Genomic DNA, 26,927 nt, shown 5'->3' on the forward strand with positions numbered 1-26,927 from the left:
CCCCTAGTCGAAGCGGAAAGAGAGAATGGTGATGTCGTCGCGCTGCGGCTGCTCGCCCTGGTAGTGGGCGAGGGTAGCGGCGAACACGTCGGCCTGCTCGGCCAACGGTCGGCGCGCATGGTTGCGCAGCAGGTCGGCGAAGCGGCTGTTGCCGAAGCCGAAGCCGTGCTCGCCGCCGGCCTGGTCGAGGAAGCCGTCGGTGCACAGGTAGTAGGTCCAGCCGGTTTCCATCGGGATTTCCACGTCCTGATAGTCGCCCTGGCGCTTGTCGCCGATGGCGCGGCGCGCGCCCTTGTATTCGCGCACTTCGCTGCCGTCGCTGGCGAACAGGGAAATCTTCGCGCCGGAGAAGTGCAGCAGCTTGCGCTGATGGTCGACGCGCACCAGGCCGGCGTCCATGTTGGTGGCCAGCGAGTGGGTGAACTCTTCCTGGCCGAGCATGCCGCGCATCACGTGGTCGGTCTCGTGCAGGATGGCCGCCGGGTCGTGGCTCTTCACGCTGTCGATGGCGTGGTCGATGGCCGCCAGGGCGAGCATGGTCATCAGTGCGCCGGGCACGCCGTGGCCGGCGCAGTCGACCACGCCGATCAGGCTGTCCTGCGGGCCTTCGCGGTAGATGTAGAAGTCGCCGCCGACCACGTCGCGGGGTTTCCACAGGACGAAATGGTGCTCGCCCAGGGACGCCTGCAGCTGGCGGTCGGGGAGGATGGCGCGCTGGATCAGGCTGGCGTAGTCGATGGAGTCGCCGATCTTCTTCTGCGCGGCGGCCATCTCGCGGTTGGCCGCTTCGAGGGCCTGGGTGCGCTGCTGGACCTTGTCCTCCAGCTCCTCGGTGTGCCGGCGGACCTGGTCGGCCATGCTGGCGAAGGCGCTGGACAGCTCACCGATCTCGTCCGGACGGGTACGCGGCAGCGGGCTGTCATATTGCCCGGCGGCGATCGCCTTGGCCGATTGCTTGAGGCCGCGCAAGGGGCGCAGCACCAGCAGGTCGACGGTGTAGGCGAAGCCGATCAGGAGGATCGCCAGCAGCCCGGCGAGGGTGCCCACCAGCGGCCAGATCCAGCGGCTGTCGAGTACCTGCGCGGCGTGCAGGTCGATGGCGCTGAGCACGTGCCAGCGCAACTGCGGGATGTAGGCGGTGGCGATCAGCTGTTCCTTGCCGTCGATGGTGCCCCACATGGTTTCCACTTCACCGGGGTTGGTCTCCGCCTGGCGCAGGGTCTGGCGCAGCGCGGTGCGTTCCTGGTCATTGGCCAGCAGGTCGTAGACGTGGTGCTTGGCCTGGCCGCTGGAGCCGGAGTTGTAGGCGATCAGGCGGGTGTCCGGGTGCGCCTGGATGGCGCCCTCGGGGTCGACGATCATCGGCGTCACCCCGGCCTCGCGGCGCGAGATGAACTGGTCGAGGAACTCGGTGAGGTCGAGGCCGCCGCCGGCCAGGCCGACTTTCTCGTTGCCGGCGCGCACCACCATGTTGAACCAGACCTTGGTGACCTTGAGCTTCTCGTTGTAGTCGACGTTGATGTTGTACAGCTCGTCGCGCGCGAGGGTGTCGAAGTACCAGGAATCCTTGGGGTCGTCCCGGCTCAGGGTGTAGCGCGGGGAGTTGGACAGCGGTGAGCTGGAGTCGTTGAAGTAGTAGTGGCGCGAGGAGTCCACCACGACGAAGTAGGAGTAGTTGTGCTGGTCCGCGCGGAAGCCCTCGGCTTCGCGGAAGAACAGTGCCCGGCGCGCCGGGTCGTTCTCTGACAGCAGCCAGTCCTGCGTCACCACGGACTCGGCCAGGCGCCGCGAGAGCGCCAGCTCGCGGATCACCGGCGCGATGATCTTCTGCTGGTTGAGCAGCGTGAAGTTTCTCGCGAAGGCGAGGCCGAAATGCGTGCGGATGTCCTCCATGGCTTTCCAGCCCAGCATGACTGCCGGTACCAGCGCCAGGAGACAGGCGATGAGCAATGCCATCACCGATTTGCCGCGCAACCCCCATCTTGCCGCCATGGCTATCTTGTTTCCCCGTGTCGCCCGCCGTGTGCCGGTCTTTTGGCGAAAGCTCAATTGTGCATTTTGTATACGGGCACAATCAAACCAAATTGATATCGAATCGCCATATTATTGGCGCCGGTCAATTGGCCTGAGTCTAGACCCTGTGTGAAAAGCCGCTCGGCGGTGCGGGATGATTCCCGCAGAACTAGACGCGGTTCCCACTTCCGCTCTGGCGCGCCTGCTGTAGGAGCGAGCCTGCTATGCGCTCCAGCGGCAGGACTTCCTTTGCCGCGCCCAGCTCTACTGCCTCGCGCGGCATGCCGTAGACCACGCAGGTGGCCTCGTCCTGGGCGACGGTGTGGCCGCCGGCCTGACGGATCGCCTGCAAGCCGCGGGCCCCATCCTTGCCCATGCCGGTGAGCAGGGCGGCGATGAGGTTGCGCCCGGCGCAGCGGGCGAGGGAGTTGAACATCACGTCCACGGCCGGCCTGTGGCCATTCACCGCAGCCTCGCGGTGCAGGCGCACGACGTAGTTGGCGCCGCTGCGCTGCACCTCCATATGGAAGTCGCCGGGGGCGAGCAGCACGTGGCCGGGGAGGATGCGGTCGCCGTCGCGGGCTTCTCGTACTGACAGGCGCGTCTGACGGTCCAGTCTGTCAGCGTAGGACTTGGTGAAACCCGGCGGCATGTGCAGCGTGACCACGGTGCCGGGGCAGTCCGGCGGCAGGCCCAGCAGGACTTCCTTGATCGCCTCGGTACCGCCGGTGGAGGCGCCGATGGCGAAGATCTTCTCGGTACTCAGCAGCGGCGCGCTGCTCATTGCCGGTGCGTCGGACGATGCGACGGGACGAGCGCGGGGCAGGCGCGCGCGGGCGGCGGCCTTGAGCTTGGCGCAGATTTCCTCGGCGTAGGCCTGCATGCCCTCGGCGATGCCCAGGCGCGGCTTGGCGATGAAGTCGATGGCGCCCAGTTCCAGCGCGCGCAGGGTCGCTTCGGAGCCCTTCTCGGTGAGCGAAGAGATCATCAGCACCGGGGTCGGCCGGCCCTTCATCAGCTTGTCGAGGAAGGTCAGGCCGTCCATGCGCGGCATTTCCACGTCGAGGGTGATGACGTCCGGCGAGTGCTGCTTGATCAGGTCGCGGGCGACGAAGGCGTCGGGCGCCGCGCCCACCAGCTGCAGCTCCGGGTCGTTGTGGATGATGTCCTTGAGCAGGCTGCGAATCAGCGCCGAGTCGTCGACGATCAGGACTTTGACGGCCATCGGGCGTCCCTCCTTTCAGAACAGGTCGATGCTCCCGCCGCGCTCCCGACGGGACAGTTGCTGGCAGTACTGCCGCTCGCGCTGCAGCACCGTGTCGTTGGCCAGGGTGCGCAGCTTGCGCACCAGCACCCGGCCGCTGCCGGGGAAGAAATAGACCTTGCGCGGGTGCACGTCGAGCAGGTCCTGGGCGGCCAGCGGGATGCCCTCGTCCTCCAGGTACTGCAGGACGAACTCGACGTTGCGCTGGCCGACGTCGGCGCTGAGGTTCTTCAGCACGGAGCCGCCGCCGAACACCTTGGCCTCGAAGTACCGGCGCTGGCCCCCGCGGCGCATCAGGCCGTTGATCAGCAGGTCCATGGCGTGTACGCCGTAGCGCCCGGAATTGGACATCAGGCCGTGTACGCCGGTGTCGCCGGGCAGCATGAAGTGGTTCATGCCGCCCAGCCCGCTGCTGCGGTCGCGCAGGCAGACGGAAACGCAGGAGCCGAGCACCGTGACCAGCATCACCGGTTCGGCGGTGACGTAGCACTCGCCGGGCAGCAGCTTCACCGCCTCCATGCCGAAGCGCGGATCGTAGTAGCGATTGGGCTGGTCCAGGGCTGCGCCCATCACTGGCTCCCTACCGCCTGGTAGGTGGTGCGTCCCACCGAGCGCACCAGGTGGCTGGCGTGGACGAAGTTTTCCGAGTGCCCGGCGAAGAACAGCCCGCCGGGCCGCAGCAGGCGCACCATGCGTTCGAGCAGGCGGGTCTGGGTCGGCTTGTCGAAATAGATCATCACGTTGCGGCAGAAGATTGCGTCCAGGCCGCCGGCAATGCCCCAGTCGCGGTCGAGCAGGTTGATCTGCCGGTAGTCGATCATCTGCCGCAGCTCGCGCACCACCCGCGCCTTGCCGGCGTTGCCGCCGGTGCCGCGGAGGAAGAAGCGCTTCTTCTGCGCGGGGCTCAGCGCCTCGAGGCGCTCCAGCGGGTAGATGCCCTGGCGCGCCTGGCCGAGCACGCCGGTGTCGATGTCCGAGGCGATCAGCTCGATGGGCGGGGCGAAGCTGCCCAGTGCGTCCACCAGGGTCATGGCCATGGAATAGGGCTCCTCGCCGGTGCTCGAGGCCGTGGACCAGAAACGCAGCGGCTGGTGCTCCTGCAATTGCTCAGCGGCGAAGCGGCCGAGGTGGTCGAAGTGATGCTTCTCGCGGAAGAAGGCGGTGAGGTTGGTGGTCAGCGCGTTGACGAACTGCTGCCACTCCTCCTCGTGGTTCTCCAGGTAGGCGAAGTACTCGGCGAAGCTGCCCAGCCGCAGGCTGCGCAGGCGCCGCGAAAGGCGGCTGTAGACCAGCTGCTGCTTGTTCTCCGAGAGGCTGATGCCGGCGTGCCGGTAGAGGCGCTCGCGCACCTGCTGGAAGTCCCGGCGGGTGTAGTGGAATTCGTGCTCGGGGGCGGGCAGGTTGATCGACATCGGGTTGTCTCGGTGGTGAGCAGGTTGCGTAGGGCGCATCACCCGGCACGGGTTATCCGCCGCGTTGGCGGATAACGCCTGTGGCGTTATGCGCCCTACATCATTGGGTGGTTCGGGAACCTTCTGCGCGGGGTTTTACCCTCTCCCTAACCCTCTCCCTGAAGGGAGAGGGTTAGGGAGAGGGGCTTTGCATGGCTCAGAGCCCATCCCAGACCATCCCTGGTCCGCGCGCGGCGGCCGACCCTCCCATTGCTCCGGCCGCCGCCATCCCTCAGCCCCGCCCGATCAGAACTCTTCCCAGTCTTCCTCTTTGCCCTTGGCGCGTACCGCTGCCTTGGCCACGCCGCGGGCGGCGCGCGAGGTGTGCGCGGCCGGCTCGGCGCGGGCCGGGCGGGCGGAAGCCAGCGGCACCACGGTGGCGGCGATGGACTCGAGCTTGAACACCCCGACCTGCTGGTTGAGCATGCCGGCCTGCTCCTGCAGGGCCTCGGCCGAGGCGGCGGCTTCTTCCACCAGCGCGGCGTTCTGCTGGGTCATCTCGTCCATCTGCGACACGGCGCCGTTCACTTCCTCGATGCCGCTGCTCTGCTCGGCGGAAGCGGCGGCGATCTCGGCCATGATGTCGGTGACGCGCTTGATCGCCACCACGATGTCACTCATGGTCTGGCCGGCCTGGGCGACCAGGCTGTTGCCGCTCTCGACCTTGTCCACCGAGTCGTTGATCAGCGTCTTGATCTCCTTGGCGGCGGCGGCGGAGCGCTGCGCCAGGGTGCGCACCTCACCGGCCACCACGGCGAAGCCGCGGCCCTGCTCGCCGGCGCGCGCCGCTTCAACCGCGGCGTTGAGTGCGAGGATGTTGGTCTGGAAGGCAATGCCGTCGATCACCCCGATGATGTCGGCGATCTTGCGAGCCGAGTCGTTGATGGCCGACATGGTGCCCACCACCTTCTGCACCACGCTGCCGCCTTCGGTGGCGACTTCGGAGGCGTTCACCGCCAGCGAGTTGGCCTGGCGGGCGTTCTCGGCGTTGAGCTTCACGGTGCTGGTCAGCTCTTCCATGCTCGACGCGGTTTCTTCCAGGCTGGAGGCCTGCTGCTCGGTGCGGGTGGAGAGCTCGGCGTTGCCGCTGGCGATTTCGCTGGCGGCAGTGTGGATGGTGTCGGCCGCTTCGCGAATCTGCCCGAGCATGCGCGACAGGCTCTGTGCGGTCTCGTTGGCGTAGTCCTTGAGCTCGCCGAAGGTGCCCTGGTAGTCGGCGTCGATGCGCTGGGTCAGGTCGCCTTGGGCCAGTGCGCCGAGTACGCGGGTGACGTCGCGCAGGCCCTTGTCGGCGGTGTCCACCAGGTTGTTCAGGCCGGTGGCGATCTTCAGGAAGAAGCCTTCCTTGTTCGAGGCCTCGATGCGTTTGGTGAAGTCGCCGGCGACGGCGGCGTCCACCAGTTGCGAGACTTCCTGCTCGGCGCGGAATTCTTCGGTGCGGTCGGTCCACTGCACGGCCGAGCCCAGGCGCTCGCCGGCATCGTTGAATACCGGCACCACGTCCAGGGCGAAGCGCCGACCTCCGAGGTTCAGTTCGGCCTTATGCCGCGCGGTGAGGTGCGCGAGCATGCCGCGCTGGTGCGCCGGGTTCTTGTGGAACATGTCGATGTTGGCACCCATCAGGCGGCTGGCGTTGAAGTTCGGCAGCTGCTTGCGGATGTCGGCCTCGGCGTTGCCGAGCATCTCGGTCACCGTGCGGTTCATGTAGATGATCTCGAGGTCGTTGTTGGCGATCATCACGTTGGCCGAGACGTTATCCAGCGCGCTCTTGATCCGCGCGTTGTACTCGGCGGCATCGGCGTTGGCCTTGAGGCTGTCGCGCACGCCGTCGATGGCCTCGGTGATGATGGCCTTCTTGCCCGGCAGGCGGTCCATGTCCACCGAGTAGTCGCCCTTGCCGTAGGCGGTGACGGTGGCGACGACGCGCATTTTCACCGCGATGTGCGCGGCGACCAGGTCATTGATGCCCTTGGCGATGCGCGCCGGGCGGCCGGCGAACTTGTCCACCGGGATCACCTCGTCGATCCAGCCCAGCTCGTGCTGGCGGGTCATCTCCACCAGGCCGGCCTCCAGGGCTTCCACCTGGGCCTGCTCGGCGCGCTGTTCGCGCAGGTTGCGCTGGATGCTGCGCAGCCCGTCGTAGAGGCGCTCGTAGCCGGCGGCCGGGGCTTCGCCGATGGCGACGTCGAGGTTGCCGTCCACCAGGCTGTGGAGGAGGGCGGTGATGCGGTCGGCGCGTTGCTGCGCCACGGCGTGTGCGTTGAACAGACCCATGTTGATTATCCTCGGTCGCGATCAGGCGGCGGTTTCGTCGACCAGCGCCATTTCACGGCTGGTCATGAGTTTTTCGATGTCCACCAGGATGAGCATCCGCTCACCGGCGGTGGCCAGGCCCAGCAGGTACTCGGTGTCGAAGCTGGCGGCGAATTCGGGGCGCGGCTTGATCTCCTCGCCGGCCAGGGCGATCACGTCGGAGACCGAATCCACCACCGCACCGACGATGCGTCGGCCGACGTTGAGGATGATCACCACGGTGAACTGGTCGTAGCTGATGTCGGCCAGGTTGAACTTGATGCGCAGGTCGACGATGGGAACGATCGCCCCGCGCAGGTTGATCACGCCCTTGATGAAGGCGGGGGCGTTGGCTATCGCTGTGACCTGGTCGTAACCACGGATTTCCTGCACGCGCAGGATGTCGATGGCGTATTCCTCGCGGCCCAGGGTGAAGGTCAGGTACTCCTGCACCGGGCTGCTCGCCGCGTGGGCTTCAGCTGCGCTCATGGGTGGATTCTCCTTGTGCTGCCAGACGCGGCAGGGCATCGACATCGAGGATCAGGGCGACGCTGCCGTCGCCCATGATGGTGGCGCCGGCGATCCCGTCGATCCGGCGGAAGTTCTGTTCCAGGCTCTTGATCACCACCTGCTGCTGGCCGACCAGCTCGTCCACCTGCAGGGCGAAGCTCTTGCCTTCGGATTCGAGGATCACCACGATCCCCTGCTCCGGCGGCACCGGCGCCGCGCCGATGCGCAGCAGCTGGTTGAGGGAGAACAGCGGCAGGTATTCGCCGCGCACGCGGATCACCGTCGATTCCTCGCCGGCCAGGCCGCGCACGTCGTCGGCGCGGGCCTGCAGGGACTCGACGATGTAGGTCAGCGGCACCACATAGTTGACCTTCTCCACCGCGACGATCAGGCCGTCGAGGATGGCCAGGGTCAGCGGCAGGCGGATGCACATGCGGGTGCCCATGCCCGGCGCGGAATCGATGTCGATCCGCCCGCCCATGGCCTGGATGTTGCGCCGCACCACGTCCATGCCCACGCCCCGGCCGGACAGCTCGGTGACCGCTTCGGCGGTGGAGAAGCCGGGCATGAAGATCAGTTGCCAGACGTCCGCGTCGGTCATCCCGTCGTGTACGGCCAAGCCCTTTTCGCGCGCCTTGGCGAGGATGCGCTCGCGGGACAGGCCACGGCCGTCATCGGAGATTTCCACCACCACGCTGCCGCCCTGGTGGCTGGCGGCGAGCTTCACCGAACCCTGTGCCGGCTTGCCGGCGGCCAGGCGTTCGGCGGGCGTCTCGATGCCGTGGTCGATGCTGTTGCGGACGATGTGGGTGAGCGGGTCGCTGAGCTTCTCGATGACGCTCTTGTCCAGCTCGGTGTGCTCGCCCTGGAGGATCAGTTCGACCTGCTTGCCCAGGCGCGCGGAGGTGTCGTGCACCAGGCGCGGGAAGCGGCTGAAGATGAAGCTGATCGGCAGCATGCGGATCGACATCACCGATTCCTGCAGGTCGCGGGTGTTGTGCTCCAGTTGCGCCAGGGCCTGCTGCAGGCGTTCGAAGTGGGTGGGGTCGAGATCCTCGCTGAGCTGGCTGAGCATGGCCTGGGTGATCACCAGCTCGCCCACCAGGTTGATCAGGCTGTCGATCTTCTCGACGCTGACGCGGATGGAGCTGGACTCGCTGTCGGTGCGGGCAGCTGGCTTGGCAGCAACGGCGGGCGCGGCCTTGGGCTGCTCGCTTGGTGTTGCAACCACTGCGGCGGCCGTGGGGGCGCCGGGTGCCTTGTCGAAGATGCCGTAGGGCTCGACGGGTTTGGCGTCCGGCACGCCGGGTGCGTCGTCGAAGAAACCGAAGTCGTCGTCGCTGCTGGCAGCGGTTTCAGGCGTGCCGGGCGCATCGTCGAAGAAACCGAATGCATCGTCTTCGCTGGCGCCGTCTTCAGCCGCCGCGGGGGCGTTGCCGAACAGGCCGAAGCCGTCATCGGCGGCCGTTGCGACAGACTCCGCCAGCCAGGCGCGCAGGCGTGCCACGGTGGCGGCCACCGGGACGTCCGGGTCGGGCACCTGGCTGCGGTGCGCGTCGAGCAGGCGCTGCAGGACGTCGCGGGCTTCGAGGAACACGCCGATCATGTCCACGTGCAGGGCGGTCTGCCCGCAGCGGATGCGGTCGAGCAGGGTTTCCAGCTCGTGGGTCACGGCAGTCAGGTCGTCGAAACCGAACATGCCGCTGGAGCCCTTGATCGAGTGGGCTGCGCGGAAAATGCCATTGAGCGTCTCGGCGTCCGGCTGATCGAGGTCGAGCCCGATCAGCAGGAGTTCGAGGGTCGCCAGGTGCTCGTCGGTTTCCTCGAAGAACACCTGGAGGAACTGCTCCATTCCAGTGGCCATCGGCGATACCCCTAGGGCAGGACCTTGCGGGTGACTTCGAGCAGTTTCGGCGGGTCGAACGGCTTGACCAGCCAACCGGTGGCGCCCGCGCTCTTGCCCTGCTGCTTCATGGCGTCGCTGGATTCGGTGGTCAGCATCAGGATCGGCGTGCCGCGGTAGCCGGCCATGTCGCGCAGGCTGCGGATCAGCGTCAGGCCGTCCATGTTTGGCATGTTCTGGTCGGTGAAGACCAGGTTGTAGGTTTTGCGCTGGGCCTTGCCCAGGCCGTCCTTGCCGTCCACGGCCTCGTCCACCTCATAGCCGGCGGACTTGAGCGTGAAGCTCAGCATCTGCCGGATGGAGGCCGAGTCATCGACGATCAGAATCTGCTTTCCCATTGCGTTGGTTCTCCTCGGATTGCAATGCGTTTGCTGGTTGCCAGGCGCGCAAGTGCTCGCGCCATCCCGGCGCGCGGAAAATGGTGTGGGGGGCTCAGCCGATCAGGGCGAGGTTGGCCAGGTATTCGAAGACGGACTGCAGCATGTCGGGGCTCCTGCGTTGCCTTCAGGTCAGAACAGTTCCACCTCGCCAGCGCTGAGGCTGGTCTGGGCGACCGGGTTGCTCAGGGGGCGGCCGAGCTCGGCGACTTCGCCGCGCAGGCGTTCGCTCCACTCGCCGGGTTCACGACCATCCAGCGTTCCCAGGCCGACGGCGAGCGCGCCAATGCGGGCGCTGTGCTTGCCGACCTGGCCGAGCAGCTGGCTGCTCATGTCCTGGAACTGCAGGGCAGTGACCGCGGCGTTGACGCCGTCGCCCACTTCCAGGGAGATGCGGTCCAGCTCCTGCACCACCTTCACGGTGTGCTGGTTCATCGCGTCGAGTTCGTCGAGCATGTGCTGGATCTTCTGGCGCGAATCCAGGGCGAAGGTCATGTCCTTGTCGGCCAGCTGGCTGATGGCGCCTTCGGCGTCCTTGATCTCGCGGTAGACCACGTCGACGTGCTCACGAATGGCCTGGGAGAAATGCGTGGAGCGGGTCGACAGCGCGCGCACTTCGTCGGCCACCACGGCGAATCCACGGCCGCTCTCGCCGGCGCGGGCGGCCTCGATGGCGGCATTGAGGGCCAGCAGGTTGGTCTGCTTGGCGATGGCGTCCATGTCCTGGGTGGACTGCAGGATCTCGGCGATCTTGTGCGTCACGCGGTCCATGCGTTCCACCAGTTGCTGCGAGGTACGGCTGGTCTCCAGGGTGGCTTCGACGAACAGCCCGAGGGTTTCCTGGGTGGCGTGGATGAAGCGCTGGAAGTCGATGTCACCGTCCATGTGGCCGCGCCCGTCGTAGCGTTCGATCAGCGAGTGGGACAGGCCGCGCTGGGTGTCGATTCGCTCGGCGAGGGCGTGGAAGCTGTCGGTGAGCTGGCGGATGGCCTGGTGCAGGAGGTTGTCGATCTGGTGGGTGTGGCCGTTGAGCGAGGCGAGGTGGCCTTCCAGGGCTTCCTGCAGCGGGCGCCAGTGCGGCAGCTCGTCGTTCTGCAGGGTGACGGCCTGCGCATCGATGGCGGCCTTGCTGGCGCCGCCCAGCAGGCTGCACAGCACCAGGCTGGAGAGCCAGCCCACCGGCAGCATCCACCAGAACGGCACGCCGACCGCGCAGAGCACGGCCACGACCGCCCACGGCAGGGTCTGGATGATGAGGCGCCGCGGCCAATCCTGGCCGGCTTCTTGAACCGCCTGGGGGTTCAACTGTGAATCGCGCATTGAAGTGCACTCCATTGCCGGGCGCCGGTAACCGGGCCAAACGGCTGCTGACAACGTCTTGAGCAGGAATTCGGCCCAGCGATTTAAAACTAGAGGGCGGCTCGGTGATGTCAAATTGACGGCATTTTCCTGCCAACCAACAGCGAGCCTTGATTTAGACGGGTTTTTGCTGGAATGACTGTTCGTCATGACTGTCTGGCGGGCGACGGGCGGTAGGGCGCAGGCCTTGTGTGACGCGGGTTGTAGCGATTTTTCGATGGCAAAACGTGCCCGCCGGAATGGCATCCGGAGCCAGTCTGCTGGGGGAGAGCGGAAGGTGGAAAGGCAGGAGCGGGTGACGATGTCGAAGGATGCGCTGGAGCGGACTCCGTCCGCTCCAGCGCATCAAGCCTTACAGCGTGCCGAGCAGCTTGCGCGCGGCCTGGGTGTGGTCGGCGATCAGGCGCTTGAGGTCGAGGCCTTCGACTTCGCCGTCGATGACCCGCCAGCTGCCGCCGATCATGATCCGGTCGGCCTTGTCGGCACCGCACAGCAGCAGGGCCGACAGCGGGTCGTGGCTGCCGGAGAAGCGCAGTTCGTCGAGCTTGAACAGCGCCAGGTCTGCCTGCTTGCCCACGGCCAGCTCGCCGATGTCGCTGCGGCCGATGAGCTTCGCCGAACCACGGGTCGCCCAGCCCAGTGCGCGTTCCGGGGTGATCTGCTCGGCGCCGTAGCGCAGGCGCTGGATGTACAGGGCCTGACGGGCTTCGAGGATCATGTTGGAGGCGTCGTTGGAGGCCGAGCCGTCTACGCCAATGCCCACCGGCGCGCCAGCCGCTTCCAGCGCCACGGTCGGGCAGATGCCCGAGGCCAGGCGCATGTTCGAGCTGGGGCAGTGGCAGACGCCGGTGCCGGCTTCGCCCAGGCGGCGGATTTCCTCGTCGTTGAAGTGGATGCCATGGGCCAGCCAGGTGCGCGGGCCGAGCCAGCCGACGCTGTCCAGGTAGTCCACGGTACGCAGGCCGAAGCGCTGCAGGCAGAAGTCTTCTTCGTCGAGGGTTTCGGCGAGGTGGGTGTGCAGGCGCACGTCCTCGCGCTCGGCAAGTTCGGCGCTGGCGCGCATGATTTCCGGGGTGACCGAGAACGGTGAGCAGGGCGCCAGGGCGATCTGCACCTGGGCGCCTTCGCCGCGCTGGTGGTATTCGCGGATCAGGCGCTGGCTGTCTTCGAGGATGTCCTCGGCGCTCTGCACGGTCTGTTGCGGCGGCAGGCCGCCGTCGGCTTCGCCCAGGCTCATGGAGCCACGGGTGAGCATGGCGCGCATGCCCAGTTCCTGGACCACGCCAGCCTGCACGTCGATGGCCTGCTCGAGGCCGTCGGGGAACAGGTAGTGGTGGTCGGCGGCGGTGGTGCAGCCCGACAGCAGCAGTTCGGCCAGCGCCACCTTGGTGGCCACGCCGAGCTGCTCGGGGGTCAGGCGCGCCCACACCGGGTAGAGGGTCTTCAGCCAGGGGAACAGCGGCTGGTTCACTACCGGCGCCCAGGCGCGGGTGAGGGTCTGGTAGAAGTGGTGGTGGGTGTTGATCAGGCCGGGCGTCAGCACGTGCTGGCTGGCGTCGAAGGTCTGTTCACAGGGAATCGAGGGCTGCTGGCCGAGGGCGATGAGTTCGACGATGCGACCGTCCTGGACGACGATGCCGCCACGGGCGTCGAGGTCATTGGCGGTGAAGATGGCCAGCGGGTTGCGCAGCCAGAGACGCGGGGAAGACATGGGTGAGTTCTCCAAACGGACGGAGCCGTTCGTATCGAGCCGGCTCCATGGGGTCATGGGAAGCCAGCTCAGTGTTCACCCTGTCTGCTGATCCAGGTCCGTTGACCCGAGAGTCAGACGTGGGCGCATGGTAACGCCCACGGGGCTGGCCGTCACCAGTCGATCGTCGTTCCCTGGTAGTCCAGGTAGAACTGCCCGCCCCGGCCGGCGTGGCCTTCGACCTGATCGGCGAGGCCCTTCACGCTGGTCTGCACGTCCAGCGGCGCGGACTCGCCGCCCATGTCGGTGCGCACCCAGCCCGGATGCAGGTTGAGCACGGTGATGCCGGTTTCGCCCAGTTCGGCGACGAAGCTGCGGGTCAGTGAGTTGAGTGCCGCCTTGCTCGCGCGGTATAGCGCCATGCCGCCGGATTGGTTGCCGGCGACGCTGCCCAGCTCCGAGGTCATGAAGGCCAGTACGCCGTTGTCGGCATTCAGGCGCGGCAGCAGGCGCTCGGCCAGGCGCAGCGGGGCGATGGCGTTGACCATGAACAATTGGCCGACGTCGGCGAGGCTGGCGTCGATGCTCGACTGGTGCGGCGGCCCGTAGATGCCGGCGTTGATGTAAACGAGGTCGAAGTGCGCGCCGGCCAGGGCCTCGGCGAGGCGGTCCTGGGAGTGGATGTCGTCCAGCAGCAGGGCTTCGACGCGCACCGGCAGATTGGCCAGCTCGCCCGGGTGGACGACGTCGCGCACGGTGGCGGTGACGTCCCAGCCACGCTCCAGCAACTCGCGCACCAGGCCCAGGCCGAGGCCGCGCGAGGCGCCGATGATCAGGGCGGATTTCGGGGTGGTCATGGCAGGCTCCAGCAAGTGAAGGGGATGCTGAAGGATAACCCAGCGGGGTTTCTCCTGTAGGAGCGTGCCATGCCCGCGCTCGCGCGCATGGCGCGCTCCTGCAGTGAGACGCTGAAACGACAAGGCCCGGCATGAGCCGGGCCTTGTGGATAAAAAGCCCCGGAGAGTGTGCGCCGGGGCCTGGGCAAGGAGCCCAATCAGTCGGTGGTGATCTTCGAGTGCTTCTGGGTGTCCTTCATGGTCACGTAGACCAGCAGCGAGCAGGCGATGCACGCGGTGACGTACCAGTAGAAGCCGCTCTCCATGCCGATGCTCTTGAACCACAGCGCCACGTACTCGGCGGTGCCGCCGAAGATGGATACGGTCAGTGCGTACGGCAGGCCCACGCCCAGGGCGCGGATCTCGGTGGGGAACAGCTCGGCCTTCACCACGGCGTTGATCGAGGTGTAGCCGCTGACGATGATCAGCGCCGCCATGATCAGGAAGAACGCGCCCCACCAGGTGTCGATGGTGTGCAGGGTGCTGAGGATCGGGTAGGTGAAGATCGTGCCCAGCACGCCGAAGGCGATCAGGATCGGGCGACGGCCGATCTTGTCCGACAGCGCGCCGACCAGGGGCTGCAGCAGCATGAACAGGAACAGGGTGGCTGCCGAGATCATGGTGGAGTCGTTCTTGCTCATCCCCACCGTGTTCACCAGGTACTTCTGCATGTAGGTGGTGTAGGTGTAGAAGGCCAGGGTACCGCCCATGGTCAGGCCGACCACGGTCAGGACTTCCTTGGGATGGCGCATCAGCGAGCGCATCAGGCTTTCCTTGGGCTCTTCCTTCTTCTTGGTGAAGGACTCGGTCTCTTCCATGTTGCGACGCAGGTACATGGCGACGACCGCGCACAGCGCGCCGATGAGGAACGGCACACGCCAGCCCCAGCTTTCCAGCTGCTCGACGGTCAGGGTCTGCTGCAGCACGATCAGCACCGCCAGGGCGATGAGCTGGCCGGAGATCAGGGTGACGTACTGGAAGCTGGAGAAGAAGCCGCGCTGCTCCTTGTTGGCCATCTCGCTCAAGTAGGTCGCGGAGGTGCCGTATTCGCCGCCGACCGACAGGCCCTGCAGCAGGCGCGCGAGCACCAGCAGGATGGGCGCGCCGACGCCGATGGTTTCATAGCTGGGGGTCAGGGCGATGATCAGCGAGCCGAAGCACATCAGCAGGACCGAGGCCAGCAGCGCCGCCTTGCGGCCCTTGCGGTCGGCATAGATACCCATCAGCCAGCCGCCCACCGGGCGCATCAGGAAGCCCACGGCGAAGATCGCGGCGGTGTTCAGCAACTGGGCGGTCATGTCGCCCTGGGGGAAGAACGCCTTGGCGAAGTACAGCGAGAAGGCGGCGTAGACGTACCAGTCGTACCACTCGACCAGGTTGCCGACCGAGCCACTGAAGATCGACTTGATACGCTGGGAAGTCGTGCGGGGTGCGGCAGAAGCTGAGACGGCGCTTGCGCTATCCATGGGTATTCCTCTTGTCGTTGTTGTCGTCAGGTGCGCGGACTGCGGAACGGCACACCGGCGCGCCGCGAGGGCGGCGCAGTGTCGAGGCGATAGCAGGCAGCGTGCCAAGGCGCGAAAGCCGCGTGGCACAAGGGTTTCGGCTGTTTTTAGGGAGATGCCGGCAGGCGAAGCGGCGCTTATCGGAGCGGGTGCTGAGCGGAAATCCGCCGATCTGAGGAGTCGCAGGATGGCGTGGAGCGAAGCGATACCCATCCTGCGAAAGCGTCGCTGGATGCCCTACCGCTGGCGGAACAGGTCCCCCGGCGTAAACCCGAACAACCCCTTGAACGACGCGATATACGCCGAGGTCGAGTCGTACCCGCAATCCAGCGCCGCCGCCGTCACGCTATCACCGGCCTCGAGCGAGCCGAGGGAGGCGAGCAGTCGCTGGCGCTGGCGCCACAGGCGGAAGGTCATCCCGGTCTCGCGCTGGAACAGCCGCGACAGGGTCTTCTCCGAGGTGCCGATGCGCCGCGCCCAGTCGCCCAGGGTGTGGCTGTCGGTGGGGTGGTCGATCAGCGTCTGGCACAGCTGCAGCAGCCGGCCCTCCTGCGGCATCGGCAGGGAGAAGGCGACTTCCGGCAGGTCGCGCAGCTGGTCCAGCAGCACTTCCACCAGCCGCGATTCGGCGCTGTCGCCCTGTGGATAATCCACCGGCAGCTCGCAGAAGCTCTTGATCAGCTCGCGCGCCAGCGGCGTCACCTCCAGCACCCGGCAGCGGTCCGGCGCCCACCGGCAGGCGTCGTCGCGGATGTACAGGCTGCGCATTTCCGCCTGGGTCGAGGTCACTACTTCATGGTCGAGGAAGGCCGGAATCCAAATCGCCCGCTGCGGTGGCGCAAAGAAGCTGCCTTCGGCCGTGTGCACACCCAGCACCCCGGTGATGGCGTAGGACAGCTGCACCCAGGCGTGATGGTGCTTGCTGGTCCAGGAACCCGCGCGTAGACGCTCAGCGCGCGCATAGACCGGCCGCGGCAGGCGGTCGAGCACCGGGATCAGGCGTTGCAGTTCGGGAGCTTGTCCTTTCATCGGTATAAATTTGGGAAATGTCGCTGGAGAATCGAAGTCTGGCAGGCCGCCCCGTTCACCTCAAGCCGGATCAGAGCCGTTGCCGACCCGAACGGCGGAGTTCGAGCCCTGAAGGAAGCATCCGACGGCTCGACCGCCGGGCGGTCCGAGACACTCTGACAGGTGTGGTGAAGGCCCTTGTCTGGCATTATCCGCGCCCGGAAAAACGCGTGGTGTGGTCCGACGGTTGTTGTGTAGATTTCCCACAGGATAGTTGTATACACAATTTGTGTTGATTCGTTTCAACACAGGTTTGTCATGTATCCAATCTTCTGGTCGGCAATCGCCATGGCAGTGCCTCCTGTTGGGGCCGATGCCCTCCAAACAAGCGAAGTTGTCCTGTGAGTCAGGAAATGGCCCGTCCCGTGCACCTGCGTCTTCCCAGCCAAAGGAGCGGACCTGAAGGGGTTCGTCATAAAAGTGGAAAATCTGGACAGGATTGGCGCCAATCTTGCTTTTCCTCGCCAGGCCTGACCGATCGGACAGGTTCCACCGACAATTAAAAAACGCAACACGACTGCACTGATTAGGAGCAACGCATGACTCGCACTCTCGCATCCCTGCTGCTCGCCGGCGGGCTGCTCGCGGCCGGGCAGGCCATGGCTGGCGGTGAAGACCTGGCCCCGGCGCCGGCTTCCAATGACGGCCCGCTGATCTGGCACAACGAAAGCCTGACCTACCTGTGGGGCAAGAACTTCAAGGTAGATCCGCCGATCCAGCAGACCTTCACCTTCGAGAGCGCGAGCGCCTGGACCTGGGGCGACATCTGGTTCTTCGTCGACCAGATCAACTACAACGGCAAGGAAAGCGCCACCAACGGCAAGAACACCTACTACGGTGAATTCAGCCCGCGCCTGTCGTTCGGCAAGATCACCGGCGCCGACCTGTCCTTCGGCCCGGTCAAGGACGTGCTGCTGGCGACCACCTACGAGTTCGGCGAAGGCGACGTCGAGTCCTACCTGGTTGGTCCGGGCTTCGACCTGGCGCTGCCGGGCTTCGACTACTTCCAGCTGAACTTCTACTACCGCAAGCCCGATGGCAATCGCGTGCCGTCCGGCGCCTGGCAGATCACCCCGGCCTGGGCCATGACCTTCCCGGTGGGCAATTCCGACATCCTGTTCGACGGCTTCATGGACTGGGTCGTGAACAACAAGGACGCCAGCTCCAGCCACCGCAACCAGTCGGACTACCACGCCAACCTGCACTTCAACCCGCAGTTGAAGTATGACCTGGGCAAGTCCCTGGGTTACGAGGCGAAGCACCTGTACGTGGGTATCGAGTACGACTACTGGTCCGACAAGTACGGCATCAAGGATTCGCAGTACTTCACCACCGACCAGAACACCGTCAGCGCACTGGTCAAGTACCACTTCTGATGTTCCTCACCGACCCCGCCGCCTGGCGGGGTCGGTCTTTTCAGGCTTCGTACAGAAGTTTCTTGAGCCTGCAGCAATATCTGCAAATCTTTCGGAAATTGCCGACAGGCCATCCGGCTCATAGCCAATTGGTCGGGCTCCCGCCAACCTCTAGCTTTGCATCTCTTTTGCTTCACCTTAGGAGATGTGAGCCATGAAGAAACTGTTGATCGCGGTGATCGCCGCGAGCCTGGGCACCCCCCTGCTGGCAGCGCCCCTCGGGCACCCCAGCATTCCGCCGACCGAAGTCCATGATGAAACCCACGCGGGTGGCTTCTACCAGGACGTCATCACCCGCTCCAAGCCGGCGCCCGTGAAAGAGGAGCCGAAAGAGGAACAGAAGGCCGTGGTCGCCGCCAACGATTGCGCGCCACTGTGGGGCGGCGCCACGGAGAACGAGAAGGATCAGGCGCAAACCGCCCATGCAGCCGACAAGGACGACAAGGACCGCGCCGGCGCGATCGTTCCGCTGCCGTCGGCCTGCTCCGGCATGGGTCTGGCCACTCCCCTGTACGGCCAGCTGACCGTCGGTGAAGCCGTCGGCATCGGCGCCGCGGTCGTTGCGATTGGCGCTGCCATCGGCAACCACGGCGGTGGCGGTGGCCACCACAGCTCCGGTACCACCGGCACCACCAAGTGATGCCATGCCCCCGGCCCACTCCCGGGGGCTGTCGCGGCTGGGGCGGGAGCCGGATCGTCCGGAGACTCCGGATCCTGCCCTTTTTCACGTCTCGCGCTTGAATCCCGCCACCCGCCTGGGTTATCCATGCAGCGCCCCCGCTCAATGCACGGACATCCCGCATGACCCTCCAGGTACCCGCCCATACCGCGCCCAACGGCGAAAAGCCCGCCGGCCGCATTCGCCAGAAGAACGAGGAAGCCATCCTCGCCGCCGCCGAGGAGGAGTTCGCCCGCCACGGCTTCAAGGGCACCAGCATGAACACCATCGCCCAGCGCGTCGGCCTGCCCAAGGCCAACCTGCATTACTACTTCAGTAACAAGCTGGGGCTGTACGTGGCGGTGCTGAGCAACATCCTCGAACTGTGGGACAGCACCTTCAACCACCTGACCGTGGACGATGACCCAGCCATTGCGCTGGCCACCTACATCCGCGCCAAGATGGAATTCTCCCGCCGTTACCCGCAGGCCTCGCGGGTATTCGCCATGGAGATCATCAGCGGTGGTGAGTGCCTCTCCGAGCACTTCAGCCAGGACTACCGCACCTGGTTCGCCGGCCGCGCCGCCGTGTTTCAGGCCTGGATCGACGCCGGCAGGATGGACGCCGTGGACCCGGTGAACCTGATCTTCCTGATCTGGAGCAGCACCCAGCACTACGCCGACTTCGCCACCCAGATCGGCTTCGTCACCGGCCGCAAGCGCCTGTCCAGGCAGGACTTCGGTGATGCCAGCGACAACCTCATCCGCATCATCCTCAAGGGTTGCGGGCTGACGCCGCCGCCGGCCTCGGCATGAGTTTCACCCTCACCGGCCCCGCGGTTTACCAGGAAGACATCCGCAAGAGCCGCTTCCACTGCGTCGCCGCCCCCATCGCCAGCGAAGCCGAGGCCCAGGCCTTCCTCGCCGCCCACCGCGACCCCAGCGCCGGGCACAACTGCTGGGCCTGGAAGCTGGGCAACCAGTACCGCTTCAGCGACGACGGCGAGCCCGGCGGCACTGCCGGCCGGCCCATGCTGGTCGCCATCGAGGGGCAAGACATGGACCGCGTGGTGGTCGTGGTCAGCCGCTGGTTTGGTGGCATCAAGCTCGGCACCGGCGGCCTGGCCCGCGCCTATGGCGGCTGCGCGGCGAAATGCCTGCAGGACGCCGAACGCATCGAGCTGGTGCCCAGCAGCCGGCTGGCATTCGACTGCAGCTTCGCCGAGCACGCGCTGTTCAAGGCGCGGGTGCTGGCGCTCGGCGCCAGCGTCGAAGACGAAGCCTTTGGCGCGCAAGGCGTGCGCATGACGCTGAACCTGCCGACCACCCAGGTCGAGCCGCTGCAGAAGTTGCTGGGCGACCTCAGCCGTGGTCGCGTGCAGGCGCAGTTGCTGGACGCCTGATTCTTCTCCCCAAACACCGTGGAACCGCCTGTGGATAACCTGTGGCAGGACCTCTCCTGCCCCCGTACCCCGCGGTCTTCAGCGCTTCGATCTTTTTTTGATCAATTGCTCTCGGGCCTGTTGAGCAAAATATGAACAAGCTGTGGAAAAGGTGTGGGTGAAACTCCCCCGGAACCTCGTCGGACGCCACTTCTGACCATTCGGTGAATTATTCACTGGATTGATGCAGGGCTTGCAGGGCCTGGGCTCGGGCTTTTCGACGGATGCGCGGGCGGCGTCCGGAGGGCTGGGGGCAAGTCTCTGGACAATCTGTGGGCAACTTGTGGGCAAGGTGTCTCGCTGGCGAGACACTTCGTGCGCTGATCGGTCGTCATCACCCGCCGGCCATAGCGAAAAGCCTGCCGCTTCGCTTGGAAAATCTGTGGATAACGCTGGGGAAAAGGCGCCGGCGCGAGGCCGGCGCCAGGACCTCTCAAAGGCGGAATTGCGCCATCTGCCGCGCCAGGTCATCGGCCAGGTTGCGTAGCTCGCGGCACTGCTCGCGACCGTGCTGCACTTCGCGGGTAGTGGCGTGGGCGAGGTCGGCGATGCCCTGCACGTTGCGGTTGATCTCCTCGGTCACCGCCGACTGTTCCTCGGTGGCGGTGGCGACCTGGTGGTTGATGTCGCTGATGCGCTCCACCTGATCGGCGATGGCGCCCAGCGAGGCGCCGGCCTGTTCGCTGGCCGCCAGGCTCTGCCCGGTGGTCTGCTGGCTGGACTGCATCGAGCGAACCGCGGCCTCCGCACCGCCCTTCAGGCGCTGGATGATCGTGAGAATCTCGTCGGTCGAGCCCTGGGTGCGGCTGGCCAGCGTGCGTACCTCATCGGCCACCACGGCGAAACCACGGCCCAGTTCGCCTGCGCGTGCCGCCTCGATGGCGGCGTTGAGGGCGAGCAGGTTGGTCTGCTCGGACACGCCACGGATCACCGCCAGCACCTGGTCGATGCTCGCTACCTGGCCGGCCAGTTCGCCCACGGCACCGGCCGCTTCGCCGATCTCCTCGGACATGCGCTGACCGACCTGCAGTGAGCCGCCGACTACGCGCCGTGCTTCGCCGGCTTCCTCTCGCGCCTGCTGCGAGGCACTGGCGGCCTGCTCGGCGTTGCGGGCGATTTCCTGCACCGTGCTGCCCATTTCGTTCACCGCCGTGGCGACCATGTCGGTCATCTCCTGCTGGCGGCCGGCGCGGTCGGCGGTGTTGTCCACCACCTGCGCCACTTCGCCAACGGTGCGCAGCAGTTGCTGGCTGGTACCGAGCACGGCGCCTATCAGCGCGCGCTGGCCTTCGAGGAAGCGGTTGAAGCCGCGCGCCAGGTCGCCCAGTTCGTCCGCGCGGCTGTCGTCCAGTCGGCGCGTGAGGTCGCCGCCGCCACCGCCGATTTCCAGCAGCGCGCTGGTCACCTGGCGGATCGGTCGGGCCAGGCTGCGCGCCATCAGCACCACCAACGCCAGGCAGAGCAGGGCGACCAGGGCCCCGGCAAGGCCGGAGAAGGCCAGCGCCTCGCGGGCATCGGCGTAGATTTCCGCTTCCGGCACTTCACTCACCAGGGTCCAGCCCAGGTCATGCAGCGGCAGGCTGGCGGCCAGGTAGTCCTCGCCGTCGCGCTCGAAGCGGGCGCTGTGGAAGCCCTGCTGGCCGAGCAGCGCGCTTGCGGCGCTGGCGCCGATCAGGTCGGCGAGGCTGCGGCCCTTGGGCAGCGAGGCGTCGGGGTGGATCTGCACCTGGCCGTCGTTCTTCACCAGGTACACACGGCCGGACTGGCCGAAGCGGAAGTCGCGGATCAGCGTCGACAGCTCGCGCATCTCCAGGCCCAGCCCGGCGATGCCCAGCAGCTTGCCGTCGCGTTCCACGCGCTGGTCGATGAACAGCGCCAGTTCGCCGGTGCTGCCATCGGTGTCGATGTTCCACATGCGCGGCTTGCCGCTGTCGATGAACTGGAAGTACCAGCTGTCCTTCGGCTCGCTGCGGCTCAGCGTGCGTTCCTTGCCCTTGTCGCTGTAGTAGGCGCCGCTGGCGTTGGAGGTGATCAGCGCCGAGAAGGCCTTCTGGGAGGCGCGGATGCCGCCCAGGTAGCGGGTGAACTCGGCCAGCTTCTCCGGGCTTTCGCCGGCGGCCAGCCAGTCCTGCACCAGGGTGTTGTCGGCAATGCCGGCCGCCGCAGTGATGGGGCCGGTGAGGCGCTTCTCGAAGTCGTTGGCAATCGCCTGGATGCTCGCCGGCAGCGCTTGTTCGAGCAGGTAGCGCTCGCTCAGGCGATTGACCAGCACGGCATACAGGCCGAGGACGATGAGCAGGCTGATCAGCAGGGCAGCGCCCATGCTGAGGATGAGTTGGGTCTGGATACTTCGCAGGCGCATGTTCTTGTTTTCCTCCGAACGCACAACGAAACGCCCGCCAGTGGCGGGCGAAGAGACGGGGTCGTTGAGTGTATCGGCGGCAGCGGGGAAAACTGTTGTCCCATTGGTCAGGTTTTCGCGTCCGCTGGCGCGTCGCCGCATGCGCCTTCACTACAAAGCGCGGCCCACTCCACACCTTCGCGGGTCTGCCGGGCGGGGGCGTCCTGGTGATAGCGGGCGATGACCTGGGCGGCCACCGAGATGGCCACTTCCAGTGGGCGCTTGCCGGGGACTTCGGGGAGACCGATGGGGCAATGCATCTGCGCAATCACCTCCTGTGGATAACCATGCTGTTCCAGCCTCATCTGGAAGCGCCGGGCCTTGGTGCGCGAGCCGATCATGCCGAGGAAGCCGGCATCGCCGCGCTTGAGTACGGCCTCGGCGATGGCGTAGTCCAGCGGGTGGTTGTGGGTCATGACCAGGAAGTAGCTGCCCGGCGGTGCCTCGTGCACGGCGTCTTCCGGCTCCTCCAGCAGGCGCATGTGCGCGCCCTCGGGAACCGACTGGGGAAACTCCGCCGCGCGACTGTCCACCCATTCCAGGCGCAGCGGCAGCCCCGCCAGCAGCGGCGCGAGGGCGCGGCCCACGTGGCCGGCACCGAACAGCACGACCTGCGGCCCGCGCGCGGCGAAGCATTCGAACAGCAGGCTGGCGCGCCCGCCGCAGCATTGGCCCAGCCGCGCGCCGAGGGGGAAGTGTTCCAGCGCCTGGCTGTCCTTGCCGGCCAGCAGCAGCTGGCGCGCGTGCTCGATGGCGGCGAATTCCAGATGGCCGCCGCCGATGGTGTCGAAGGCTTCCCCGGCAGTGACCAGCATCTTGCTGCCCGATTCGCGGGGCGTGGAGCCCTGCACGCCGATCACGGTGATCAGCACGTAGGGCTCGGCGCTGTCGCGCAGGCGGGCGATGGCGTCCATCCAGTGGCGGGTCATGCTGGGGTCTCCTGGCGCATCGCCTCACAGGCCCAGAGTACCCGCTCCGGCGTCGCTGGCGTATCCAGGTCGGGGCTCAGGCGGTAATCGGCGAGGCTGGCGATGGCGTCGCGCAGGGCCGACCACACCGAGATCGCCAGCATGAACGGCGGCTCGCCCACGGCCTTGGACAGGTACACGCTGTCTTCCTCGTTGGGACGCTCGAACAGTGCCACGCGGAAGTCTTCCGGTACGTCGCTCACCGCCGGGATCTTGTAGGTCGCCGGCCCCACGGTGAGCAGTTTGCCGGTGTCGTCCCAGCGCAGCTCCTCGGTGGTCAGCCAGCCCATGCCCTGGACGAAGCCGCCCTCGATCTGGCCGATGTCGATGGCCGGGTTCACGCTGCGGCCGACGTCGTGGAGGATGTCCACGCGCAGCACGCGGTATTCTCCGGTCAGCGTGTCCACTTCCACCTCGGATACCGCCGCGCCATTGGCGAAGTAGAAGAACGGATGACCTTCGCCCTTCTCGCGGTCGTAGAAGATTTTCGGCGTGCGGTAGAAGCCGGTGGCGGAGAGCTGGATGCGCGCGAAGTAGGCGGCCTGGATGACCTCGGTGAGGCCCAGGTGCTGCGCCCCGACGGTCACGCCGCCGCGCTCGAAACGTATCTCCTGCGGCTTCACGCCATCGCGTTCGGCGAGGAAGTCGATCAGGCGCTTCTTCAGCGTGCGCGCGGCGTCGCGGGCGGCCATGCCGTTCAGGTCGGTGCCGCTGGAGGCGGCTGTGGGCGAGGTATTGGGCACCTTGTCGGTGCGCGTGGCGGTGATCACCACGCGCTCCAGCGGCACCTGGAACTCTTCGGCGACGATCTGCGCGACCTTGGTGTTCAGGCCCTGGCCCATCTCGGTGCCGCCATGGTTCAGCTGGATGCTGCCGTCGGTGTAGAGGTGGATCAGCGCGCCGGCCTGGTTGAGGTGCTGCGCGGTGAAGGAGATGCCGAACTTCACGGGCGTCAGCGCCAGGCCCTTTTTCAGTACCGGGCTGCGCGCATTGAACTCGTGGATCGCCGAGCGGCGCGCGGCGTAGTCGCTGCTCTGTTCCAGCCGCGCGATCAGCTCGCCCAGCAGGTTGTGCTCGACCTTCTGGTGGTAGGGCGTCAGCTCCCGGCCCATTCCGCCGTAAAGGTTGAGCTTGCGCACCTCCAGCGGGTCCTTGCCCACCGCGCGGGCGATGTCGTCCATGGCGCGCTCGATGATCATCATCCCCTGCGGTCCGCCGAAGCCGCGGAAGGCGGTGTGCGAGACGATGTTGGTGAAACTGCGGTAGCCGGAGATGGCGACGTCGGGGATGAAGTAGGCGTTGTCGGCATGGAACATCGCGCGGTCGACGATGGCGTCGGAGAGGTCCGGCGAATGCCCGCAGTCGCCCACCAGGTCGAGTTGCGCGGCGAGCAGCCGGCCGCCGTCGTCGAAGCCGATGCGGTAGCGGTTGTGGAACGGGTGGCGCTTGCCGGTCAGGCGCATGTCCTCGGCACGCGGCAGGCGCAGCTTGACCGCGCGGCCGGTCTTGTTCGCCAGCAGCGCGGCGAGGCAGGCGAAGGGCGCGGCCTGGGTTTCCTTGCCGCCGAAGCCACCGCCCATGCGCCGCACTTCCACCGTGACCTTGGCCAGCGGGATGGCCAGCACTTCGGCCACCAGCTTCTGCACTTCGCTCGGGTGCTGGCTGGAGGTGTGCACCAGCATGCCGCCGTCGTCGCCGGGCAGGGCGAGCGAGGCCTGGCCCTCGAGGTAGAAATGCTCCTGGCCGCCGATGAACTGGCGGGCTTCCAGCACCTGCGGAGTGTTCTCCAGCGCTGCCTGCGCATCGCCCCGGCGCATGTGGTGCGGCGGGCGCACGAAGCGTTCCTCGGCCTTGGCTCGCAGCGGGTCGATCAGCGGATCCTCCTTCGCGTATTCGACTTTCGCCAGACGCACTGCCCGACGCGCCTGGATCAGGCTTTGCGCGGCAACCGCGAACAGCGCCTGGCCGTGGTACTTCACTCGCTCGCCAGCCAACAGCGGGTCGCCGGGGAACACCGGGCCGATGTCGGTGTGGCCGGGTACGTCGTCCAGGGTCAGTACGGCCACCACGCCGGGCGCGTTGCGCACGGCGTCGAGGTCAAGGGAGAGCACGGCACCGCAGGCGATTTCACTCAGGCCGACGGCGGCGTGCAGCAGGTCGCGCGGCTCCTTCAGGTCGTCCACATAGCGCGCGGCACCGCTCACGTGCAGCGTGGCGCTGTCGTGCTCGCGGGGCTTGCCCGCGCTGTGGATGGCGACCGCGACGCCGTTGCTGGCCAGCAGTGGCAGGCTACGCATGGCGCACCTCCGCAGGGCTTTGGGTCCATTCCAGTAGTGCGCGCTGCAACAGGTTCTGCGCCACCTTCAGGCGATAGGCGGCGCTGGCGCGCAGGTCGTCGATGGGCTGGAAATCCTGTGGGATCGCCGCTTGTGCGGCGGCCACGGCGGCAGCGTCGAAGGGCCTGCCGCGCAGGGCTGCTTCGGTCTTTGCGCCGCGCAAGGGGGTAGCCGCCATGCCGCCGCAGGCGAGGCGCACGTCAGTGACGGTGCCGGTGTTATCGAGGTCCAGGCGCAGGGCCTGGCAGACGGCTGAAATATCGTCGTCGCGGCGTTTGGAAATCTTGTCGACGCGGAACCGCTGGTTACCGCGCAGGCGCGGAATCAGCAGCGCTTCGATGTACTCGCCGGGTTGCAGGAGAGTCTGCCGGTAGCCGGTGAAGAAGCCGTCGATGGCAACCTCGCGTACGGCTCCCGCCTTTCGCAGGCGCAGGCGGGCATCCAGCGCGAGCAACACGGGCGGCATATCGCCGATGGGCGAGGCGTTGGCGATGTTGCCGCCCAGGCTGCCGCGCTGGCGAATCTGCAGCGAGCCCAGGCGTTCCAGCAGGGCAGTGACGCCGGGGAATTCCTGTAGTGCTTCGAGGCAGTCGGCGTAGGTCCGCGCCGCGCCGATCAGCAGGTGCTCGGGGTGGACTTCCAGGCGCTGCAGTTCGCTTACCCGGTCGAGGTGGATCAGCGCCGGGAAGGCTTTCAGGTTCTGCGTGGCTTCCAGCGCCAGGTCGGTGCCGCCGGCGATCAGGCGCGCCTGCGGGTGACGCTGCAGCAGCGCATCCAGATCATCCAGCGAGGCGGGCAACCAGGCCCGCGCCTCGCCGTCGTGCAGCGCGCCGGCTGTGGATATCTCCCGAAGACGGGCGACGGTGAGGGCGGTGTTCTGGGCGAAGCGGTCGTGGCAGGGTTGCCCGGCGATCTGCGTGGCGGCGTCGAGGATCGGCCGGTAGCCGGTGCAGCGGCAGAGGTTGCCGGAGAGCGCGGTCAGCGCCGTCTCGCGGTCGTGCGGCGGTGGCGAGTGGTGCCAGGCGAACAGCGACATGACGATGCCCGGCGTGCAGAAGCCGCACTGTGAGCCGTGGCAGTCCACCATCGCCTGCTGCACCGGGTGCAGCGCGCCGGGTTCGCCAAGGTGCTCCACGGTCAGTACCTGGCGCCCGTGGACCGCACCCAGCAGCGTGATGCAGGCGTTCACCGCACGGTAGCGCAGCGCTTCGCCCTCGGGCTCGGCGAGCACCACGGTGCAGGCGCCGCAGTCACCCGAGGCGCAGCCCTCCTTGGTGCCGGTGCGAGCGCGGTGGATGCGCAGGTAGTCGAGCAGGCTGGTCTCGGGCGCGAAGCCATCGGCCTGGACCGTTTCGTCGCCGAGCAGGAACTGGATCATCG

Annotated in this window: 22 protein-coding genes and 1 pseudogene; 5 read left to right on the plus strand and 18 right to left on the minus strand. The window is 66.8% G+C overall.

From position 1 onward, the window contains the following. Window positions 1-3: 3 nt before the first annotated feature. A complete protein-coding gene (gene siaA, locus ABKS89_RS00710; protein ID WP_138213339.1) occupies window positions 4-1,992 on the minus strand; it encodes a biofilm regulation protein phosphatase SiaA in 1,989 nt (662 codons plus the stop codon). Here siaA and ABKS89_RS00715 point away from each other — a divergent pair. Next, window positions 1,943-2,146 carry a hypothetical protein gene (locus ABKS89_RS00715; protein ID WP_171039366.1) on the plus strand — a complete coding sequence of 68 codons (204 nt, stop codon included), beginning with the start codon at window positions 1,943-1,945 and terminating at the stop codon, window positions 2,144-2,146. The genes siaA and ABKS89_RS00715 overlap by 50 nt on opposite strands. Before the next feature lie 36 nt (window positions 2,147-2,182). On the opposite strand, the gene ABKS89_RS00720 is transcribed toward ABKS89_RS00715, so the two are convergent. The 12 genes from ABKS89_RS00720 to ABKS89_RS00775 form a co-directional block, all read right to left on the minus strand. Further along, window positions 2,183-3,238: a protein-glutamate methylesterase/protein-glutamine glutaminase gene (locus ABKS89_RS00720; protein WP_348588701.1), complete on the minus strand. Its 1,056-nt coding sequence runs from the start codon at window positions 3,236-3,238 to the stop codon at window positions 2,183-2,185. A gap of 15 nt (window positions 3,239-3,253) precedes the next feature. After that, on the minus strand, window positions 3,254-3,847 hold the full coding sequence (cheD, locus tag ABKS89_RS00725) for a chemoreceptor glutamine deamidase CheD (protein WP_348588700.1): 594 nt from the start codon (window positions 3,845-3,847) through the stop codon (window positions 3,254-3,256). Beyond that, the gene (locus ABKS89_RS00730) at window positions 3,847-4,689 is read right to left on the minus strand and encodes a CheR family methyltransferase (RefSeq protein WP_348588699.1); all 843 of its coding nucleotides are present in this window, start codon (window positions 4,687-4,689) and stop codon (window positions 3,847-3,849) included. The genes cheD and ABKS89_RS00730 overlap by 1 nt, the downstream gene beginning before the upstream one ends. Before the next feature lie 285 nt (window positions 4,690-4,974). Then, window positions 4,975-7,002 carry a methyl-accepting chemotaxis protein gene (locus ABKS89_RS00735; RefSeq protein ID WP_138213335.1) on the minus strand — a complete coding sequence of 676 codons (2,028 nt, stop codon included), beginning with the start codon at window positions 7,000-7,002 and terminating at the stop codon, window positions 4,975-4,977. A 21-nt stretch (window positions 7,003-7,023) separates the two neighbouring features. Continuing rightward, complete coding sequence (locus ABKS89_RS00740) at window positions 7,024-7,509, minus strand: chemotaxis protein CheW (protein ID WP_138213334.1); 486 nt, start codon at window positions 7,507-7,509, stop codon at window positions 7,024-7,026. Then, window positions 7,496-9,394, minus strand: a complete 1,899-nt coding sequence (locus tag ABKS89_RS00745; protein WP_348588698.1) for a chemotaxis protein CheA — start codon at window positions 9,392-9,394, stop codon at window positions 7,496-7,498. The genes ABKS89_RS00740 and ABKS89_RS00745 overlap by 14 nt, the downstream gene beginning before the upstream one ends. A gap of 11 nt (window positions 9,395-9,405) precedes the next feature. Beyond that, on the minus strand, window positions 9,406-9,771 hold the full coding sequence (locus ABKS89_RS00750; protein WP_045213473.1) for a response regulator: 366 nt from the start codon (window positions 9,769-9,771) through the stop codon (window positions 9,406-9,408). Between the two features lie 171 nt (window positions 9,772-9,942). Next, window positions 9,943-11,415 (minus strand): methyl-accepting chemotaxis protein, encoded by a 1,473-nt coding sequence (locus ABKS89_RS00755; RefSeq protein WP_518300980.1) that lies wholly within the window; start codon window positions 11,413-11,415, stop codon window positions 9,943-9,945. A 106-nt stretch (window positions 11,416-11,521) separates the two neighbouring features. Then, the gene (locus ABKS89_RS00760) at window positions 11,522-12,880 is read right to left on the minus strand and encodes an 8-oxoguanine deaminase (RefSeq protein WP_348588696.1); all 1,359 of its coding nucleotides are present in this window, start codon (window positions 12,878-12,880) and stop codon (window positions 11,522-11,524) included. Between the two features lie 152 nt (window positions 12,881-13,032). Then, a complete protein-coding gene (locus ABKS89_RS00765) occupies window positions 13,033-13,716 on the minus strand; it encodes an SDR family oxidoreductase (RefSeq protein ID WP_348588695.1) in 684 nt (227 codons plus the stop codon). Between the two features lie 197 nt (window positions 13,717-13,913). Continuing rightward, window positions 13,914-15,221 (minus strand): MFS transporter, encoded by a 1,308-nt coding sequence (locus tag ABKS89_RS00770; protein ID WP_348588694.1) that lies wholly within the window; start codon window positions 15,219-15,221, stop codon window positions 13,914-13,916. Between the two features lie 276 nt (window positions 15,222-15,497). Beyond that, a complete protein-coding gene (locus ABKS89_RS00775) occupies window positions 15,498-16,295 on the minus strand; it encodes an AraC family transcriptional regulator (RefSeq protein WP_138213328.1) in 798 nt (265 codons plus the stop codon). A 572-nt stretch (window positions 16,296-16,867) separates the two neighbouring features. Between ABKS89_RS00775 and ABKS89_RS00780 the strand changes: the two genes are divergently transcribed. The 4 genes from ABKS89_RS00780 (at window position 16,868) to ABKS89_RS00795 (ending at window position 19,803) form a co-directional block, all read left to right on the plus strand. Beyond that, on the plus strand, window positions 16,868-17,704 hold the full coding sequence (locus ABKS89_RS00780) for an outer membrane protein OmpK (protein ID WP_348588693.1): 837 nt from the start codon (window positions 16,868-16,870) through the stop codon (window positions 17,702-17,704). Between the two features lie 193 nt (window positions 17,705-17,897). Continuing rightward, window positions 17,898-18,383, plus strand: a complete 486-nt coding sequence (locus tag ABKS89_RS00785; RefSeq protein ID WP_348588692.1) for a hypothetical protein — start codon at window positions 17,898-17,900, stop codon at window positions 18,381-18,383. Window positions 18,384-18,544: 161 nt separating this feature from the next. Continuing rightward, window positions 18,545-19,216, plus strand: coding sequence for a TetR/AcrR family transcriptional regulator (locus tag ABKS89_RS00790; RefSeq protein WP_348588691.1), 672 nt, complete (start codon window positions 18,545-18,547; stop codon window positions 19,214-19,216). Beyond that, entirely contained in the window at window positions 19,213-19,803 is a 591-nt protein-coding gene (locus ABKS89_RS00795) for an IMPACT family protein (protein WP_348588690.1), read from the plus strand. Before ABKS89_RS00790 ends, ABKS89_RS00795 begins: the two co-directional genes overlap by 4 nt. 472 nt (window positions 19,804-20,275) lie before the next feature. On the opposite strand, the gene ABKS89_RS00800 is transcribed toward ABKS89_RS00795, so the two are convergent. From ABKS89_RS00800 to xdhA, 5 genes and pseudogenes are all read right to left on the minus strand, one after another. After that, window positions 20,276-21,013, minus strand: coding sequence for a methyl-accepting chemotaxis protein (locus ABKS89_RS00800; protein WP_518301069.1), 738 nt, complete (start codon window positions 21,011-21,013; stop codon window positions 20,276-20,278). 177 nt (window positions 21,014-21,190) lie between these two features. Further along, a pseudogene (locus ABKS89_RS00805) lies at window positions 21,191-22,345 on the minus strand (cache domain-containing protein); the annotation flags it as partial. Beyond that, the gene (gene xdhC, locus ABKS89_RS00810) at window positions 22,312-23,172 is read right to left on the minus strand and encodes a xanthine dehydrogenase accessory protein XdhC (RefSeq protein WP_348588688.1); all 861 of its coding nucleotides are present in this window, start codon (window positions 23,170-23,172) and stop codon (window positions 22,312-22,314) included. The gene xdhC and the pseudogene ABKS89_RS00805, both read right to left, overlap by 34 nt. Beyond that, window positions 23,169-25,508 (minus strand): xanthine dehydrogenase molybdopterin binding subunit, encoded by a 2,340-nt coding sequence (gene xdhB / locus ABKS89_RS00815; RefSeq protein ID WP_348588687.1) that lies wholly within the window; start codon window positions 25,506-25,508, stop codon window positions 23,169-23,171. Before xdhB ends, xdhC begins: the two co-directional genes overlap by 4 nt. Beyond that, window positions 25,501-26,925 carry a xanthine dehydrogenase small subunit gene (gene xdhA / locus ABKS89_RS00820; RefSeq protein WP_348588686.1) on the minus strand — a complete coding sequence of 475 codons (1,425 nt, stop codon included), beginning with the start codon at window positions 26,923-26,925 and terminating at the stop codon, window positions 25,501-25,503. Before xdhA ends, xdhB begins: the two co-directional genes overlap by 8 nt. Window positions 26,926-26,927 lie beyond the last annotated feature (2 nt).

The sequence above is a fragment of the Pseudomonas sp. LABIM340 genome, assembly GCF_040017195.2.
Classification (GTDB): domain Bacteria; phylum Pseudomonadota; class Gammaproteobacteria; order Pseudomonadales; family Pseudomonadaceae; genus Pseudomonas.